The sequence below is a fragment of the Streptomyces sp. NPDC029169 genome, assembly GCF_055563935.1.
Window position 1 is genome coordinate 194634 of sequence record NZ_JBVHXA010000016.1, and the last position, 18444, is coordinate 213077.

At 70.1% G+C, this 18444-nt stretch carries 12 protein-coding genes and 2 pseudogenes; 7 read left to right on the plus strand and 7 right to left on the minus strand.

The annotated features are described in order from the left end of the window. Nucleotides 1-438: 438 nt before the first annotated feature. From ACZ4VI_RS27065 to ACZ4VI_RS27075, 3 genes are all read right to left on the minus strand, one after another. Complete coding sequence (locus ACZ4VI_RS27065) at nt 439-1050, minus strand: hypothetical protein (protein ID WP_468003282.1); 612 nt, start codon at nt 1048-1050, stop codon at nt 439-441. A 29-nt stretch (nt 1051-1079) separates the two neighbouring features. Beyond that, nucleotides 1080-4691, minus strand: a complete 3612-nt coding sequence (locus ACZ4VI_RS27070) for a S8 family serine peptidase (RefSeq protein WP_468003284.1) — start codon at nt 4689-4691, stop codon at nt 1080-1082. A gap of 513 nt (nt 4692-5204) precedes the next feature. Continuing rightward, nucleotides 5205-8153, minus strand: a complete 2949-nt coding sequence (locus tag ACZ4VI_RS27075) for an ATP-binding protein (protein WP_468003285.1) — start codon at nt 8151-8153, stop codon at nt 5205-5207. Nucleotides 8154-9007: 854 nt separating this feature from the next. On the opposite strand from ACZ4VI_RS27075, the gene ACZ4VI_RS27080 reads away from it, so the two are divergent. Continuing rightward, the gene (locus ACZ4VI_RS27080; protein ID WP_468003315.1) at nt 9008-9277 is read left to right on the plus strand and encodes an AraC family transcriptional regulator ligand-binding domain-containing protein; all 270 of its coding nucleotides are present in this window, start codon (nt 9008-9010) and stop codon (nt 9275-9277) included. A 719-nt stretch (nt 9278-9996) separates the two neighbouring features. On the opposite strand, the gene ACZ4VI_RS27085 is transcribed toward ACZ4VI_RS27080, so the two are convergent. After that, complete coding sequence (locus tag ACZ4VI_RS27085; protein WP_468003286.1) at nt 9997-10401, minus strand: hypothetical protein; 405 nt, start codon at nt 10399-10401, stop codon at nt 9997-9999. Between the two features lie 195 nt (nt 10402-10596). On the opposite strand from ACZ4VI_RS27085, the gene ACZ4VI_RS27090 reads away from it, so the two are divergent. Together ACZ4VI_RS27090 and ACZ4VI_RS27095 are read left to right on the plus strand one after the other, a co-directional pair. Continuing rightward, entirely contained in the window at nt 10597-11799 is a 1203-nt protein-coding gene (locus tag ACZ4VI_RS27090; protein ID WP_468003287.1) for an NAD(P)/FAD-dependent oxidoreductase, read from the plus strand. A 10-nt stretch (nt 11800-11809) separates the two neighbouring features. After that, nucleotides 11810-12766, plus strand: coding sequence for a sigma-70 family RNA polymerase sigma factor (locus ACZ4VI_RS27095; RefSeq protein WP_468003289.1), 957 nt, complete (start codon nt 11810-11812; stop codon nt 12764-12766). A 52-nt stretch (nt 12767-12818) separates the two neighbouring features. Here the strand turns inward: ACZ4VI_RS27095 and ACZ4VI_RS27100 are convergent, their stop codons facing one another. The 3 genes from ACZ4VI_RS27100 to ACZ4VI_RS27110 form a co-directional block, all read right to left on the minus strand. Further along, nucleotides 12819-13538 (minus strand): DUF4352 domain-containing protein, encoded by a 720-nt coding sequence (locus tag ACZ4VI_RS27100; RefSeq protein ID WP_468003291.1) that lies wholly within the window; start codon nt 13536-13538, stop codon nt 12819-12821. 139 nt (nt 13539-13677) lie between these two features. Continuing rightward, nucleotides 13678-14073, minus strand: a complete 396-nt coding sequence (locus ACZ4VI_RS27105; RefSeq protein WP_468003293.1) for a hypothetical protein — start codon at nt 14071-14073, stop codon at nt 13678-13680. Nucleotides 14074-14146: 73 nt separating this feature from the next. Continuing rightward, the gene (locus ACZ4VI_RS27110) at nt 14147-14419 is read right to left on the minus strand and encodes a hypothetical protein (RefSeq protein ID WP_468003294.1); all 273 of its coding nucleotides are present in this window, start codon (nt 14417-14419) and stop codon (nt 14147-14149) included. A 68-nt stretch (nt 14420-14487) separates the two neighbouring features. Here ACZ4VI_RS27110 and ACZ4VI_RS27115 point away from each other — a divergent pair, with 68 nt between their 5' ends. The 4 genes and pseudogenes from ACZ4VI_RS27115 to ACZ4VI_RS27130 all read left to right on the plus strand — a co-directional run. Next, complete coding sequence (locus ACZ4VI_RS27115; RefSeq protein ID WP_468003296.1) at nt 14488-14916, plus strand: hypothetical protein; 429 nt, start codon at nt 14488-14490, stop codon at nt 14914-14916. Between the two features lie 355 nt (nt 14917-15271). Then, the gene (locus ACZ4VI_RS27120; protein WP_468003297.1) at nt 15272-15397 is read left to right on the plus strand and encodes a hypothetical protein; all 126 of its coding nucleotides are present in this window, start codon (nt 15272-15274) and stop codon (nt 15395-15397) included. Then, a pseudogene (locus tag ACZ4VI_RS27125) lies at nt 15394-17402 on the plus strand (ABC transporter ATP-binding protein). Before ACZ4VI_RS27120 ends, ACZ4VI_RS27125 begins: the two are co-directional and overlap by 4 nt. Before the next feature lie 773 nt (nt 17403-18175). Then, nucleotides 18176-18444: pseudogene (locus tag ACZ4VI_RS27130) on the plus strand (hypothetical protein); the annotation flags it as partial.

The window sequence follows — 18444 nt, forward strand, 5'->3', positions numbered from 1 at the left end:
TGCCCGGCGGTTCCCGGGCCTTCCTCGCCGGATTCCCCTTCCTCGCCTTCCTCGCCGGATTCCGAGCCCTCCCCGAGCGGGTCACCAGGGTCGGCCGCATGCAGCTTGTCCAGATTTTGGCCAGTCCCGGCCCTCTCCGCCTGTATTGCGGTTCCTGACGGATAAGTTGCCACTACACAGGCCAAGATAGCGGCTATCCCGGCCACGAGTGCGGCGAACAACTGGCGACGTCTGCGCGTCACGTGAATTCCTTTCTGTGTTCGCTGCCGACCGACGGCCCGGCAGGGCAGCCATCGCCGAGCGATGGGCGAGGATTGCAAAGGCCCTGCTCGTATTCGGCGAGGCTTCGCCGAATACGAGAGGGACGGCCGGGACGAGACTCACGTCTCGCCCCGGCCGCGGCCCCTCCGGGTGGATTCACCGCTTCATCGGTTCACCTCAGCGCAGTTGGTACGCCTTGGGAATCGTCTGCTTGACGGTGTCCCCTGCACTGTCGGTCGCGGTGATCCGCAGTCCGACTCCTCCGGGAGCCTCGCCACGCCTGGGGTGCTTGATCTGCGCGGTGAACGTGTTCTTCCCGCCGGCCTGGGTGATGGCCGGCTGCCAGGTCTTGCCGCCGTCGAAGCTGGCCTCGACCTGCAGCTCGGTCACGGTCGGTGGCGTGCTGAGGCGATCCTGGTAGTAGCCGGTGACGGTGACGAGGTGAAGACCGTCGGCCCTGGCGGTGTTGTCCAGATCCAGGCCCAGGTCGTACCGCAGGAAGATCAACGACTCCGGACGGCACGGACCGGTTTCCCTGGCGATGGTGTCCGCGATGCACGGCTGCGACGCCGGCACGTCAGGCTTGGCCGGCCGGTCGGACGTGTACTCCCATACGGTCTTGACCCCGTAGGTTTCCGCCTCGAACGAGTAGCGGGCTGATTGCGCGGGCAGGTCGTACGTGATGGCCTCAGCACCAGCCGCGCAACCCGTCAGCGCGAGCACCCCTACGGCTGCCAGCGCCGCCAGGTTCACTGTCCGGCGCCATCTCGATGGCGCGGTCGCGTTCATCGGACTGGTCTCCTTTCTCAGTTCGGTCATCACCGCTGGCCCCCCGACACCAGGTTCGGAACGTTGCCGGGCTCGCTGAGCTGGAAGACGAACTTCATCGGGACGAGCCGTTGCCCGAGTTCGCCGCCGGCCTCGTTGGAGAGGCTGACGTCGCAGGCGGAGGGCATACAGGCGCTCATCCCATAGAGCCAGTCGACGGCGCCCGTGTTGCTGGCGAAGCCGATGATGGCCTGGCGACCGCCTCCGCTGCCGGTCAGGTACATGGTTGGCCAGAAATGGTCAGCCTCCCGGCAGCCGGCGCACGGCAGGCCGGTGCTGGTGGTGAAGCCCGACTTGGTGCGGACCTGTGGCACCGCGCCGGGCAGGGACGGACCCGCGTTCCAGTCGATCGTGTTCCGGCTGTCGAGCGCCAGGTCCTGGGCTTCGCCCAGGCCCCCTGCACGCGCCACGGACGGCGCGACGTAATCCCTGGTGGACAGCTCGAAGTGGTCGACCGCGTGGTCGTCCCGCGGCCCGACCCACGTGGTGAGCTGCCGCTGACTGGCCGGCTTGGGCAGGTCCATGTCCACTACAACCGGGCCGCCGGACTCGGTGGTCCTGGTCCAGCTGAAGTAGGGAGTCACTCCAGGCCGGTCAGCGTGGATACGGTGGTCGACACGGTCGAGCTCCCCGGGCAGGAGCTGGTACGGCAGGCCGGCGGGGACCCGGCCGCTGGTGCTGAACGCCAGCGCGTAACTCTTCGACACCTCGCTGTTGCCACCGAGTTCGACCTGGACGCCGGGCATCTGCCCGCCGCCGATCCGCCGGATCAGCGTGGCGGCCTCGGCCGGGGGTACGGTCACGATCGGCAACGCTGCGTACGGCTCGACCGGCGGGCAGCTGTCCGGACCGTTCACGCAGTTGTAGATCCGGGTCCCGTACGACTCCAGGGTGACCCGATCGGTCCCGCCGGCCACCAGCACGCCGACCGCACCCGCCGAGGCAGCCGCCGTCACTCGCTCACGGAGTGCGGTGAAGTTGCAGGTCTTCGCGCAGATGTCGGTTGGCCTCAGCAGCACCAGCGCACCGGTCGCGTCGACCTTGGCGAGATCCTCGGCCGAGCCGGTGCCCGCGTAGACCACGGGCTTCTGCACGTTGGTGGGCAGTCGGGGGATCGTCAACCGCACCGGGCGGGCCAACGTCTTCCCGTTTTCCTTCCATTGCTGGACCCCGCCGTGAATGGAGGTGTCCGGCGTCGCGTAGCGGGCGTCCAGGTCGAAGGAGTCACCGGCTCCCGTGACCTTCATCGTTACTGACGGCGGTACCAGGACATGCTGGCTGTTGAAGGCGAGCGTGCCGACGCTCACCTCGCCGGTCGGCAGTACCCACCAGTTCGGTTCACCGGGACCATACGCGGTGGACAGCTTTGAGGTGAGCCCCCAACCGCCCTCCCCGGTCCGAGCCATGGTGAAGGCCGCCCGGTATGTCTCCGTCGGCTCCATGGCGTTCACCCTGACCTGCTTGGCCTTCCGCAAGTCCAGCTCCACCGTGGTCGCCCCGGTGACCTGCACCTGCGGTGCCATCGCTACGGCCCGGTTCAGGTCACCAGCCGCGTCCCGCCACATCACCCCGAGGGCCGCCGCGACCGTGCCGGTGAAGACCCTGGCCTTGATCGTCTCGCCACCCCGTACCGCCAGCGGGTCCTCGTAAAGGTTCAGCTTGTCCTCGTCCACCGGGACGATCAGCCCGTTACCGTACGAGATGTTGGTGGCGCCGGCCGGAGGAATGACCTTGATGGTCAGCTCGTGACGGACCGGCTCCAAGAACGCCGAGATCCGCGACGATCCGAGCAGCGCCCCCGCGCTGTCCTTGGCGGTCAGGGTGCCTGCGTATCTGCCGTACTGCCCGGCACTCTCCAACACCCTGCCGTCCATGGTCACCGTCACGTCGGCCGACCCCTTGGCGGGCACGGTCACCTGGTTGGCGCTGAGCGTGAACAGTCCCGTCGGCGCGGGCCCGCCCGAGGAGGAGGCGGAGGCGGACAGCGTGAGCGTGATCGGCTCCTCGCTCCAGTTGCTGTAGGTGACCGTCCTGGGCACCGGCGAGTGCGGGTATCCGAATCGGCCGAAGTTCAGGTTCCCGTCCGGGATGATCTTCGGATCGATCGCACGGGCCACGTCCACCCGGCCGGCGCCCTGCGCGTACGGGTCGTGCCCAAGGTCCCGTGCGGTCCCCATCAGCAGCGCCTTGATCTGCCGCCCGGTGAAGTCCGGGCGCTGCTGGGCGATGATCGCCGCGGCGCCGGCCATGTGGGGGGTAGCCATGGAGGTGCCACTGGCGGTCGTGTAGTAGTCGTCCACGGTCCTGCCCATCGCGGTGCCCTTGGCCCGGGCTGCGACGATGGCGACGCCCGGAGCCGCGATGTCCGGCTTGGCCGCGCCGTCCGCGGCCCGAGGTCCGCGGCTGGAGAAGGAGGCCATCTGGTCGCTCTTGTCCACGGCCGCGACCGTCAGCGCGTCGTCGGCCGCACCTGGCGACCCGATCGTCACTGAGCCCGGGCCCTTGTTGCCCGCAGCGACGACGAACAGGGTGCCGTAGGTCCGGCTGAGCTTGTTGACCGACTGGCTCATCGGGTCTCTGCCGTCGCTGGGCAGCGAGCTACCGAGGCTCATGTTCACCACATCGGCACCGGACTGGGCGGCCCACTCCATACCGGCCATGACCGCGTCGCTAGGGCAGGAGCCGTCCGAACCGCAGACCCTGCCGATAAGCAGCTTCGCACCAGGCGCCACACCGCGACGCAGCCCGTTGGAGGCCTTGCCGGTGCCGGCGATCGTGGACGCCACATGGGTACCGTGTCCGTGCTCGTCCGCCGTACCGCTCGGGCTGTTGGTGAAGTCGACCGCCTGGGTGATCTGGTCGGCGAGATCGGGGTGGGTGGCATCGATACCGCTGTCCAGCACCGCGACCTTGACGTTTGAACCGTCAAAGCCGCGGCTCCAGGCGGCGGGCGCGCCGATCTGCGGTACGGACTTGTCGAGCTGAAGCTTCGTCAGCCCATTCAGCCACACCTTTTCCACTCCGGCCAGCGGGCCGGCGGCCCGAGCGGCGGAGGCGGACCTGCCGGCGTTCTTCTCCCGCACCTCTCGCCACCACCGGCCGTTGCCCTTGATGGTCATCGAGCGGGCGTTGATGCTCTTCAGGACGGTCTTCGCCGTGGTACCGGCGACTGTCGGCGCCGTCCGGGCGCTGGTCTTTCCGGTGTACGCGGCGATCGCCGGGACCTCACCGGTCGTACCCTCGGCCGCCCAAGCGGCCAGCTGGGCAAGGTTGAAGAGCTCCCAGTCCAGCAGGTCGGCAGCGAGCAGCGGCAGCGCGTCGTCCGGTACGACGTAGACCTGGCCGCTCCTGGTGATGGTCTGGAAGAGCACCGACTCGTTCCCGGGCCGCGGCGCCGGCTCGATGTCGTGGACGACCGGCTGCCCGTCGGCGTTGACACCGATCTTCACCTTGTCGCCGGTCACCAGCGTCAGCGACACGTTCGCCTGAGTTCCGGCGGCAGCGCGGAGAAGGCTGTCGCCGACCGAAGCGGGCAGGATCTGGTTGAGGGCGGTAGGGGCAGGCGGGCCGACGGCATTCGCCGAGGCGGTCGGTATGACCATCCCGATGGCGGTGATGCCGGCTAGCGCGGCGGCCAGCCGTCGTCCGAAACGTCTCTTCGCCGGGCCTCCTGAAATGTCGTTCTCTCGGGTTCGCCGTGGAGATGGCGGGGAATGCACAAGCGCCTCCTCAATGTGGTGCTGGCCAGTGCTGCTCTCCAGCGCGATCGATGCCGCAGCGCCGGGGCTGCGGACCACGCGCCTTGCTGCTGTGGCAGTGACCTGCCACCGGTCGGTCAGCCTGCGGAGTTCGCACCAGAACCCAACTGCGCGGGAGAGCCCGGACAGTTGGGCCGGTCAGACGGTCCGCCGGGTCCGACCGTGCGGCAGAAACCTGCGGACGCGGGGCCGGGCGACGGTTCGCGGATCAGGCCACGGGCCGGCGCGGGCCGTGGTGCCCTCATGGAGCTGAGTGGCCGCGGCCGCAGGTGTTGTTTTCCACGCGGCTGAGTGTTGTTCCCGCACCGGCTACCGGACGATTGGGCAGATGACCCAACTTTGCCGCCGCGCGCCCGCCTAACGGTCGTCGCCGGCCGGTTCAGCAGTGACAACGCCGGTTTCGACGACCCTCACGGCCAGCGCCGTCCGGGACGACACCTCGAGTTTGCGCATCGCTGCTTCCAGGTGCCGCGCGACCGTCTTCGGCGACAGGGTGAGGACACCGGCGATCTCCCGGTTGGTCCGGCCCCCGACGAGCAGCCGGACCACGTCGCGCTCCCGGGGAGACAGTTGATCGCCGTAGCTTCGCCGTCCACCCCGCCACGGCGGGCGCTTCACCTCGACACCGTAGGCACGCAGCGTGTGCATGACACGCATGGCGTCGCCACGAGCGCCGAGGGTGGACAACCCATGGAAGGTCTCCCCAAGGACGGCGAGCGCCACATTCGACCGGTCCGCACGCAGCAGACAGCCGGCCTGTCGCTCACTGCTGAGCAGGGCCTCGTACGGCCGCGGGAGGCTCTGCCACGCATTGGCCGCACGCGCGAACAGTCCGGCGGCGCTGAGGAATTCGCCGTGATGCTCGGCCAGGATCGCCCTGCAGGTCGACAAGGCGGCGTGCGGGCCAGGTGCGCGGCGATCACGCACTCCCGCCGCGAAAGCGTCGACCAGGTCGCCGGCTTCGTCGGCGCGGCCGGCCAAGAGCAGTGCCTCGGCCCGGACCGGGGCGAGTTCGGTGGCCCAGATCCAGGTGCCCTTGCGGTCGAGGAACCGGATCGGCTCGTCGGTCAGCTGCAGCACGTCGTCGATCCGCCCGGCGCCGAGGCGGAGCCTGGCCAGGGCGGCGGCAGGTTCGACGGAGTACTCCGCCCCGCCGTACAGGTCCGCCTGTTCAAGGACGAGCCGCAGGCAGTCGTCCGCTCTGTCCCGGTCACCGCGGGCCGCATACAGCAAGCCGGTGACCAGGGCCGGCGCCAGGCGACTCACCGGCTGCAGGAGTTCCTCGTCGCCGGCCAGCGATCCGGCCCGGTCGGCCAGCCCGTCCCAGGCTCCGGTGAGCCAGTCCAGGTGGGCCAGCGTCACCTGCCCGATCCTACGAGGCTTCCGGTACCGGTACGTGTCGGCCAGCCCTACGGCCAGCGTGAGCACCCGCCTCGCCTCCGGGTACCTCCCCCAGATCAGCGCCATGTGCCCGACGTTGAGCCGGCCGGCCATGATCTGCTGCCTGTCCGCGGCGGTGGACGCGTCATCGCCGATCAACGCCGCCTCCGCCCACCCCTCCTCCTCACCGAGCAGCAGAAGCCCGCTCGCCCGTCCGACCCGGATGCCCAGCCGGTCCCCCGGCGCCATCGAGGCCGACACCTGCTCAACGCGTCGCAGCCACCTGAGGTGTTCGGCCGCCGGTGTCGTCGTCCCATACGGCAGGCCGAGAAGTACCATTGCGCGGGCTGCCTTCGCCGGGTCGTGCCCGAGGTCGGGCAGCGCGCGTTCCATCTCGATCCGCGACTGCTCGAACGCCTCCATCTGCTGCAGCAGCCGGGCGACGTGGAAGCGGATCTCCCCTGCCTCGCTCGGCGTCGGCTCACCGGTGTCCAGCACGAGGCGGAGGGCGTCCATCAGTTCGCGGTAGCGTTCGTGCCCGCTGAGCAGAGAGAACGGAACCTTGCCGGTCAGCCGGACCACGTCGGCGGGCGGCAGGTCGGCGTTGGTGAGCAGATCGTGCAACAGGATGACCGCCGTCGCATCGTCACCCGAGGCGATGGCGAGGTCGGCAGACTGTTCCGCATACCGGCACCACGCCGTCGTGTCACCGGCCACCCGGAAGTGGCGCGCCAGCTGGGCGACCGGGGGCGGGGTGACGCCTTCGAGGACGTGCGCGGCACGCAGGTGCATCGCCCGCCGCTGCGGCACGGGAATCGCCTCGTACACCGCGCGGCACGCCAGCATGTGCCGGAACGAGACCAGCCCGCTCGGGTCCTCCCTCAGCAGCCCTGAACCCACCGCCTCCGCCAGGCCTGCCAGCCGGCTCGCCGGATCGCCTGCCGGCGCCATCACCTCGACGACGGCCTCCTCGGGGGCGGGGTCGGTAAGTACGGCGGCCGCGCGCAGCGCCGCCTGCGCCGCCGGGCCGAGCCGTGCGCTGCGTTCCAGTACGGCGTCCCGCACCGTCGGTGGTACGTCGATCTCACTCGGCCGACGCCGCACCCATGAATCACCCTGCCGGGTCAGGTCGACGCGGTTCCACATCAGCCGGACGGACTCCTCGATCGCGAGCGGAAGCCCATCGGTCCGATCGTGCAGGAAGGTCGCGAACTCGTCGGAAACCCGTTCCCCACCGAGCATCGAGGACACCATCTCGGCAGTCCCGGGGACATCCAACGGCTCCAACGACAGCCGCAGCCCCGCCGCTCCCGCCGGTTGCCGCGACGACAACCGCAGCAGCAGGGAGTCCGGCGCGATTTCCTCGGGACGGTAGCTCACGAGGAGGCTGACCCGTTGCCGCTGACGTGATGCCAGGAACAGCAGAAACTCCAAGGTGGCCTCATCCGCCCAGTGCACGTCCTCGACCGCGAGCAGCTCGATGTCGAGCCGTTCGAGGATCTCCTCGATGGCCCGGAACAGCCGGTGTCGTGCCGCCGCTGCATCTTCGGCCGGGTCGGGTGCGGGGGGCAGCGCCGACGCCCACTCGGGGAACAACGGCCGGAGTGCCCCCGCCAACCCGCTCAGGCCGAGCCCGGCGATATCCTCGGTCGCCGGTCGGATCGCGTCCACCACCGGACCGAGCGTAAATGACTGCCGAACGGCCGGGCAGGTCGCCAGCAGCACCCGCTGCCGGGCCGGGGCATGCGCTGCGAGCAGCTCCTGGACCAGCCGGCTCTTACCAATCCCGGCCTCGCCCTCTACCAGCACGACCACCGGCGGGTCAGACAGCGCGGCTCTCAGGGCGGCGAGCTCGCGCTCGCGTCCGATCAAGCCGGGTGACGCGATCGCCGGCAGGTTGCTTGCGTCAGAACCGCTGGTGGACATTCGCTCCGTCGCGGGAGAGAGACGACGGCGTCCCCGAACCGCCGTACCGGGCCGGGCGGTCAGGGAGCAACCTGAGCAGCGGTTGCAAGGGCGGGACAGCGGGCAGACAGGCACGATCACTGTGGAGATTCCCGGGGCTGATGTGAGGCGGCGATTGGCACTGGTACGCGCGCTGCGATGTCGTGGGGTTGCGGGTCGCGTCGGTGACGGCCGAGCGGGCATCCTCGGCCCTTCCGGCCGCGCGGCGAGCGGGGCGGCCGTGTACGGCGGCTCCTCGGGAGGATGCTCCTGCCGACGGTCGCAGTAGTACGTGCGGTGCAGAGGGAGGTGCGTCCCCCGGTGCCGGGGGGTCCGCAGGGACAGCAGCGCGACGAGATCGGCCCCGTCGGTGTGGAAGGGCAGCGCCGCCCGGGTCTGGTAGCCGCGTTGTCGCCGGATCGGCCAGGCTGCGGCCGGTGTCCCTGATGTGGCCGAGCATGTGCCCGTCCACTTTCTGCGGGACGGGACGGCCCGTCAGCTGCAGCAGCGTGGGGTCGCGCCTGCGTGCCTCCCGCAGGACGGAGTCGAGCTCGGCGAGCTGGTCCGACGAGAACCGCGGGATCCACTCCTCGCGGTCGTCCGTCAGATCGGCGCCCCGCCACACCGAAGGGCCCGAACAGGGCGCGCGCAACGTCTCGTCCGCGTCCGTCCTACCGGTCATGTGCGCCTCCTGCCCTCACGCGCTCACCGGCCCAGGGCGGTTGGCACTGCGGACCGTGCCGGTGAACGGCGTCATGCTAGGTTGCCCACCCACGCCATGCTTGTCCTGACGGGACAAGAGACTTTTCGTTTCGGGACAGGCTTGGAGCGTGCAGATGAGGCCCCTGGTCCGCACCGCAGCCCTCAGCGGCTACGTCGAGCTGTGCCGCTCGCTCGGTATCGACCCGCAGGCGCTGATGAAGCGCGTGGGCCCGGACACCGCCGACCTCGCGGTCCAGGACCGGTGGATCTCCGGCGCGGCCGCGGTCCAGGTGCTGGAACTGTCGACGGCAGCCTCGGGTCACGAGGACTTCGGCGTGCTCATGGCGCAGTTCCGGCGCTTCTCCAACCTGGCCCGGCCTACCAGCCGTTCGAGCAGGCGGTGACGCTCGATGGTGGCGACCTGACTCCCGCTGCCATCGCCGCGACGGCGTTCGCCACGCTCACGCTGGCCAACAGCCTGCTCGGACTGGCCCCGGCCCCGCGGTCACCCGCGCGCTCGCGGACCGGCTCGGTCTCCTCGGCGCTCTCCAGCTCGTCCCGCTCGTGTCGATCGGGGCCACCGCGGCCTTCGTGTCCGGCCGCCGCGCCTACGACCGAGATCTACGCCGCCTGACCGGGCTCACCCCGGTGACGGAGCCGAAGAAATCGGAGGTGTCCTCATGAGCCGTACCACCGAACCGGAGGTCGTGATCGTCCCCGGAATCCGATTTCTTCGGGCGTCACTTGAGCGTCAAGAATGCTCAGCGATGTCCTGACACAATCGCCGGTACGATCGTCGGTTTCCATGAACCCACAGGCCAGGCCGGCTCCGCGACCTCGCTGTCCGTTCGACCCGTTGCCCAACCGAGAACAGGTCGGGCATTGCGTCACACGGCCAAAACTGCAAGTCACGCGTCCTTCTTCACCGGCTCCAGAATCGCCACGCACTCCACATGATGCGTCATCGGAAAGACGTCGGCTTCCCACGGCGGGGTTCGAAGGTGAGCCCTGCTCAGGCAGCGTCAGACTCACGCCTTACGCTCATCCGCTCGGCGCCACGCTTCTGCCCTGCCCTCACAGGCAGTCACTCAGCGTGCCCTTGGCACAGCGTTTCGCTCGGCGGCTACGACCCGGCAGCGGAGCGCAGCAGCAAGCGCGGGGACAGTGCCTGGGCCAGGGCCAGGGTGCTGAGGGCGAACATCACGACGCCCAGGGGGACATGGAACGAGGGCACGTGGGCGACGCCCAGTGCGACCTGCGCAGAGGCGAGGACGAGGAAGCCGGTGGCGTACAGGATCGGGCGGGGGGATCCGCCGCCGGGGCGCCACGCCAGGACGGCGATGAGGACGTACAGCATGGTGGCGGCGTACATGACCTTCGAACCGATGTCGTGGAGGAGGTAACCGTGGGACGAGGTCAGGAGCGCTCCGGCGGTGGCCGCCTGGAAAAAGAGGGTGAGGGTCTGCAGGGCGACCGCAGCCCTGAGGAACGCGGGGGTGCGGTTCGTGTTCGTCTTCTGTCTGCGCATGGTGTGGTCTCCTCCGTCGTCTCTGATGGGCCCGGCCTCAAGACACCGGGCCGTCGGTTGCCGTGACAGCATGTGACGCGGATCACTTCACGATCAATCGGTCTCTGTGGTCCACGTCACATCACGTTCCTGTCAGCAATCGGGGCGCTGCTCCGCTCAAGTCACCGAGAGCAAGCGAACCGACAGGAGCGACACATGAAGCACCGCATCGTCGTCCTCGGCGCCGGCTATGCCGGGGCCTACGCGGCCGGGACCCTGGCCCGCCGGCTGTCCCCGGAGGACACCGAGATCACCGTGGTCAACGCCGTGCCGGACTTCGTCCAGCGCATGCGGCTGCACCAGTTGGCGGCCGGCCGGGAGATCGAGGCTCCGAAGCTCGCCGACGTCTTCGCGGGCACGGGGATACGGCTGCGCCTGGCCCGTGTCACCGCCGTCGACCCCGAGCGCCAGGTCGTCGCCGTGGCCGATGCCGACGGCGGCGGCGAACTCGGCTACGACACGCTGCTCTACGCCCTCGGCAGCCACGGCGCCGACCACGGCGTCCCCGGCGCGGCCGAGCACGCCTTCGACGTCGCCGCCCGGCCCTCGGCGCTGCGCCTGCGCGAGCGCCTGGACAGCCTGGGCGAGCGGGGCGCAGGCGGGAGCGTGGTGGTCGTCGGCGACGGGTTGACCGGTATCGAGGCCGCCACCGAGATCGCCGAGTCCCGGCCCGGCCTGTCGGTGGCGCTGGTCGCCCGCGGCGAGCTGGGCGCCCGGCTCTCCCCCGGAGCCCGCGGCCACCTGCGCCAGGCCTGCGAGCGGCTGTGCATCACCGTCCTGGAGCACACCACCGTCGAAGCAGTCGAAGCGACGCGGGTGCTGTGCGCCGACGGCACCGCCCTGGCGTCCGACGCGACCGTGTGGACGGCCGGGTTCGCGGTCGACCCCATCGCCGCCGCCGGCGGGCTTGAGGTCACCGAGAACGGTCAGATCGTCGTCGACCGCACCATGCGGTCGGTCTCGCACCCGAACGTCTATGCCATCGGCGACAGCGCCTACGCCATCGGCGACAACGGCCGGCCGCTGCCGATGTCCTGCGCTTCGGCCGGCTACACCGGCCGGCAGGCGGTCGAGGCGATCGTGGGACGCCTGACCGGCCGCAAGATCGCGAACGTCAAGCTGGTCTACACGTACAACCACATCAGCCTCGGGCGGCGGGACGGGATCCTGCAGCCGATCGACGACGAGGGGCAGGCAAAGCCGAAGTATGCGGGCGGCCGGAAGCCCGCACGGATCAAGGCGGGCATCCTCGCGATCGCGCTGTGGGCCACTTCGCACCCCACCTTCGGCATGCCCAAGCGCAAGCACCGGCTGTCAGCCGCGCCGGATGCCTCCGCCGAGCAAATGGCAGCCGTCTAGGGTGATCCCCGTGGACAGCACCGACACCGATCGCTTCGACACCAGTCGGTTCGAGGCCAGCCGGAACCGGCTGGCCTCGCTGGCGTACCGGCTGCTCGGCTCCGCCACCGACGCCGAGGACGCCGTGCAGGACGCGTTCCTGCACTGGCAGGCCGCCGACCGGCAGCGGATCAAGGTTCCGGAGGCATGGCTGACCAAGGTCGTCACCAACCTGTGCCTCGACCGGCTCCGCTCGGCACAGGCCCGCCGCGAACGCACCGTCGGCGCCTGGCTGCCCGAACCGCTCCTCGACGGCGACCCGATGCTCGGCCCGGCCGCCACGTTCGAGCAGCGGGAATCGGTCTCCCTGGCCGTGCTGACGCTCATGGAGCGCCTGTCACCCCTCGAGCGGGCCGTCTACGTCCTGCGCGAAGCGTTCTCCTACAGCCACGCCGAGATCGCCGAGATCCTCGACGTCACCGAGTCCGCGAGCCAGCAGCACCTCCACCGGGCGCGGAGCCGCATCACCGCCGCGCGCCGCCGCGGCGGCGAGGTCGACCCGGCATCCGCCCGCAGGGTCGTCGAGGAGTTCCTCGCCGCCGCCACCTCGGGCCGCACCGAACGGCTGGTGGCGCTGCTCACCGACGACGCGACCGCGATCTCCGACGGTGTCGGCGGCCTGGCCGAGAGGCTGCTGCGGTTCGACACTCCGCAGCGCATCGCCGCCGTCGTACGGGCCGGCTTCAAACCCACACCCGCGAAGCGGCGACTCGCCGGCGGCACGCCCGCCCTCCACTACGCGGTCGTCAACGGAGCCCCCGCCATCCTCTTCGTACTCGGCCACCAGGTCGTCGGCTCCGTGACGTTCGACATCGCCAACGGCAAGATCGCAACGGTGCGAGGCATCGCCGCCCCCACCCGCCTCGCCCGCCTCACCGAAGCCTGGCGGCAACACGAACCGGACACGCCGCTCATCACCGAGTGGTGACCCCCAAGGTGCGGGTGATGACGTGCCGGTGGCGTCTCTCATGGGCGAATCGTCAACTCGCGGTGGCACCTGTGACCTTCACGGCGGCGAGGTCGTCCTCGACGTCTCCCCTGGTGCCGGAGAACGTCCATTGTGCGGGGCTTGCATCGGCGGGCAGTTTGTAGACGAAGACGGCGTCCCGCTTGAACCCAGGCTGCACCTCTTCGGCGCATGCGTTGTCGTTGCCCCTCACCTGGTACAGGTCATCGATGGCGTCGAAGGTCCGGCCCTTGGCGTCGATGAGTCCCTGGGAGATCCCTCCGGCGCATACGGGGTCGAAGGAGGCAGCGCCGTCGTTGTAGACGATGGTCTCCACGACGACGTACTTCGCACCCGCACCAGCCTTGAGGGTCTTAGCCTCGCCGAACTCGTCGATGGCTACGGTCGCGGATTCGCGGACCCTTTTCACGACGACGGTCGCGCCGCCGCTCTTGGCTTTCTCCCCCATGCCGTAGCTCTTCATCGTGGGGGTGGGACTCGGGGCTGGTTCGGCGCTCGGTGTCGTGTCGTCGGGGTAGGTGCGCGTGTCCTGCCATATCGACGGGCCGTCAGTCGGAGCGGAGGTGTTGTGGTCGTTGCCCGTGCCGACGACGGCCATGGTGATCCCGGAGGACACTCCGGCAACGAGGACCGTCCAGACACCCAGCAGGGCCGCAGTGCGCCAGGAGGGCCGATGCCTGGAGGGTACGGGCGGGGGAGGCGTGGTGTCGGTGGCGGGTACGGGCGCGTTCATACGGGTCTCCTCTGGGTGCGGGCGTGCGTGCGCCCCCCACCGGTCGACGGGGGCACTGCGTGGATAGGGAGTCAGGCGGAGAGGTTGCAGGTCGTGAAGGTGGCGAGCGCGGGGGTCGTGACCCGGGCTCCTCTCGAATTCACTTGCCGTATCCGTGACGGCGTCGGATGAGTCCGTCTCTGCTGCTGTGTGCGGCGAACGCGAGAGCGGCGCACACAAGCGCGGCGATGCCGAATGTCCACGCCAGCGGCTGAGCGACGAGCGCCACCAGACCGGCGCTCAACGCCTCCCCCACCGCTTCGCCCCACGCCTCCGGGTCGTCAGCCTTCTGCGGGCCATCGCTCCGGCTGTCTGCGTAGAGGATCAACGCGATGGACACGGCCGCGACGACGCCGGACAGCACCGCCGCCGCCTCGTAGGCCGCTGCGCGGGCCGTCTCCCTGGCTATGAGCCCCTCCAGAAGCGGACCGTTCACCGGCTGACCGGCCGGTGGGCGGGGTGGCGGAATGTCGGGGAAATCGTCGGAGTGCTGCACGGTGCTCGATGCCTTTCGGAGGGGAGCGCCTGCCGGCGGACGGACCGGCGGGCGCGAAGCGGCGGGGTGGGGCCTACTTCACGGGGGAGCTGTACTCGGTGCCGATCAGGCCCTCGGTGAAGTAGACCTTGGCCGGGGTGAACTCGCCGGAGCACAGAACCTTCCCCTTGGCGGTCTCGCCCTTGCGGAGCTTGACGTCTTCGGGGGCTGGGGAGGCATCCAGGGCTGTCCCTGCGGGCCGGGCTGGTAGGGCGGCGGGGGCGTGGTCATAGCGGTGCTTCCTTCTGCGGGCAGGGGAAAGCCCCGGCTCACTGCGGCATGATGGAGCCAGGGCGGCCGCCATCATGGCATGCCCACGATCAAATTGCACGCTCACGTCACATGCGAGCGATCAAATCTGGACGAGGGACAGGCGTGAAGGTCACCACCAGCACGAACGGCGTCACCGTGGAAGAGCTGCCCAACTACGCGGGCTACGCGTTCGTCGTCGGCTTCCCCCCGGGCGGGGCGAAGCCGAACGGCTTCTACGTCTCCGCGCCCGAGGGTGCGCCGGTCACGGCTACGTTCATCAGGCGCCTGCCCCTGGATCTGCTGCTCAAGGTCGCATCGGAGGCCCGCGTCGGCGAGATGCGCGAGCAGATCGAGCCGAAGGTCGAAGGCCGCAAGTACGGCGCCGGGGACGAGCATGCTGCCGCCGTCGCGGAGGTCTACAACTGGGCGGTCGAGCACAACATCCCGCCGCGCAGTGCGATCGCGACCCGGTGGGGACGGTCGGAGGCCACCGCCGGGCGGTGGATCGCCGAGGCGAGGAAGAAGGGGTTCCTCCCGCCGCACGGGAGCTGAAAGCCGGCCGGCGACCTCCGCACGCCGATCGAGGAACTGCGGGGTCGGCCGCGGACGGCCGAGACCCGGCGCGGGCACCTGGCGATCAACTGCCGGACCAGCTCATGGAGAACCCATGCCCACACGCCAGGCCGGCCTCCAGATGACACCTCGTGAGCGAGTGCCTCGGCAAGTCCCCTGAAGGGTGATCCACCCCTGTTCGACCAGGCCGGAATCGCCCCGGCCAGAGCCGCCTTGCCCTCCGCCGCCATTTAGAACATGCATTCCGGATCTGCTCCTCGATGCCCCGTAACGGGTGACGCTCATGGCCGTTTGAGAGCACACATGTACCCATCGAGCTCATCCGGAGGTCTCCATGCACCCCGTACCCCTCACCGCCCCGTACGCCTCCGGATTCGAACAGCAGCAGATCCGCTCCCACACGTCGAAGCCGGGCGCGATGGCGTGGTCCGCGCTCTCCGGTACGAGGTGTGGGGCATGAGCGAAGCGGCGAAGACCTCCGAGAGCCGTACCGAAGACGGGCCGGGGCCGTCGGCGTCCGAGCGGCTGCTGTTCGGTGGTGAGCTCGCGTACGACATGGGCTGGAGCCAGCACCACGGCGCCTGGCTGAAGCTGAGCCTGCGCTCCATGGGCGCCGCGCTCCCCCGGCAGGTGAGGATCGCCGTCCGGCTGCCCGCGAGGCCGACCGCCGTGCGCTGTACACGGTCGCGGGCTCCGAGTTCGGCAGGGGCGTCACCCAGGCGGTTTCCCTGGTCGCGGTGAACACCATCCTGGTCGAGCTTCTCGCCCAGGGGAGCACCGCCGAGCGTCTGCGCTCCGCCCTGCCCTCGCTCGTCGTGGTCGGCGTGCTGGCGGTGATCGGTGCGGCCTTGAAGTCGGCCTCCTCGGCGGCGACGGGGATCCTCGAGCCGAAGGTCCAACGGGTGGCCACCGAGCGTTATTTGGCACTTGTGGCGCGTGTGGAGCTGTCGGCGATCGAGGACGACGCGTTCCACAAGCTGATGGACTCCGCCCAGTGGGGCGCGGACTCGGCGCGCCGGATGGTCGGTTACTGCACGGCCGTGGTCACCTCGGTGATCTCGCTGATCGCGGCGGCGGGCGTGCTGACCATCCTGCACCCGGTGCTGCTGCCGCTCCTGATCGCCATGGCCCTTCCCAGCGCCTGGAGTTCGCTCACCATGGCCCGGGCCCGGTACGTGAGCTGGCACCGCTTCGTGCAGCACGCGCGGGCCGCGCAGCTGATCAGCCGGCTCCTGATCGATCAGCAGGCGGCGGGCGAGGTCCGCGTCCACGACGTCGGCCCGTTCCTGCTGGAGCACTTCCGGGGGATGGCGGAGACGAGCGAGCGGGAGCAGACGCGGCTGGCGTGGATCGGGGCCCGTACGGGGCTGACCGCAGACTCGGCCCGTGGGCTGGCCACCGTCGCCACGTACGCGGTGCTCGGACTGCTGCTGTGGAACGGCCAGATGGCGCTCGCCGTCGGCGGTACGGCCGTACTCGCGATACGTACGGGCTCGGCGAGCATCACGGACCTCGTCCTGCGGGTCACGGACGTCCAGGAGGAGAGCCTGTTCGTCGCCGACCTGGAGACCCTGTGCGAGGAGGCCGTACGACGGGCCATCCCGGCCACCGGCCTCGACCTGCCCCCGGAGGTCGACGAAATCCGCTTCGAGAAGGTCACCTTCACCTACCCCGGCGCGGACGAACCGTCCCTGAGTGAGGTGGACCTGGTCATCCCCCGAGGAAAGACCGTCGCGCTCGTCGGCCGGAACGGGTCGGGCAAGACGACGGTCACCAGGCTGCTGTGCGGGCTGTATCTCCCGGACGACGGACGGGTCCTGTGGGACGAGGTCGACGCGGCCCTGGCCGGCCGACCGCCGATCTTCTCCCGGATCGCGATGGTCGCCCAGAACTTCCACCGCTGGCCCTTCACGGCCCGCGTCAACATCGGTATCGGGCGGCCTGAGGCTCCGCTCGACGACGCGGCGATCCAGAAGGCCGCCGCCTACGCCGGCGCCGACGAGGTCGTCGACGGTCTCCCCCGCGGCCTGGACACGCTGCTCGCGCGCGGCTACCAGGGCGGGCAGGAGATCTCCGGAGGCCAGTGGCAGAAGATCGGCCTGGCCAGAGCGCGGTTCCGCGACGGGCAGATCCTGATCGTGGACGAGCCGACCAGCGCCCTCGACCCGGCGGCCGAGCAGCGGGTCTTCGACCAGATCCAGCGCCTCGCCGGCACCGGCCAGACCACGGTCCTGATCACCCACCGGCTCCACAGCGTCCGCCACGCGGACCTCATCTACGTGATGGACGAGGGCCGGGTCGTGGAGCACGGCAGCTTCGAGGAACTCATGGACCCCACCACGGGCACGGGCGCCTTCCGCGAGGCGTACGACCTCCAGGCCCGCCAGTTCCTCCACCCGGCCGTCCCGGGCCAGAACAGGCCCGCGCAGGACTACGCCGGCACGGACGGGCAGGTGACGTCATGACACCGGCGACCGACACCGCCGCCGTGTTCTTCAGCGCGTCCCGCTGGTCGGGCGAACCGGAGGTGCGCGAGCCCGACAAGTGAACCGCCTGGACGTGGTGGCCCCTCGACGCCCTGCCGGACCCGATGGTCCCCTACACCCGTGCCGCGATCGAAGGCATCCGCACCGGCACTCCGTACACCGAACTCGGCTGGGACTCCTCCGCACCGGCGGGCGCTGGTGGAGCGCCTGGAGGCCGTCACGTGTCCGCCGGGAAACTGGAGCAGCAATCTCGACGGGGCCCGCGACCACCTCGCACCAGGGGGCGAGGAGTTCATCCGTGCGATGGCCCAGAAGGCCGCCGAACTGCCCGGGCTGGAGACGGGACCCACGCACGGCGATTTCCAGCTCCGCAACCTCCGCTGGGACGCGGCAGGCAGCTCACCGCGGCAGAGGAGGAACGCCTCGCCGTGCACGCGGTGCTCGATGCCGTCTCCGGCATCCCGTACGGAGCCGCTCACCGCGACCCGGAGCTCGTCGAACGCGGCCGCCGCACCCTGGCCCGCCTCCGCGCCACGGGCCGCCCGTGACGCACCGGGCGCACTTGCTGCCACCGTGCCGGCCGCCGCCAGCTGGTCTGCCCCCGATCCGAGGCCCCGATGTGACGGGCATCACTCACTCACGCCGTGATGATTCCGGGGAGGGATCCGCTTGATCATCTGGAGAACTCGTCGACTCGGGCGGAAGGGTGATCACGCATGGACCGGGAGAGCCGGCAGTGGTGTGCAGCCGACATGAGGCGGCACGCCTCCGAGTTCGTCGAGCGCGCCACGGCGAGGGCGCGGCTGCCGCTTGACTACTCCGCGGCGAGTCTGCGGATCGTCGACCGGCTCATCGACGGGCTGCGCCGGGGCGGTCCCGCGCGGGAGAGTGTGACGGGGACGCTCCTGGGACTGGGCGCGTACGTGGGTGAAGTGCTGGTGCGTCAGGCCGGCGCGGTGTGGGTGGACCTGCCCTCGGAGCATCCCCTTCGTTCCGTGTTCGCGCACCCGGTCGGGGTGCG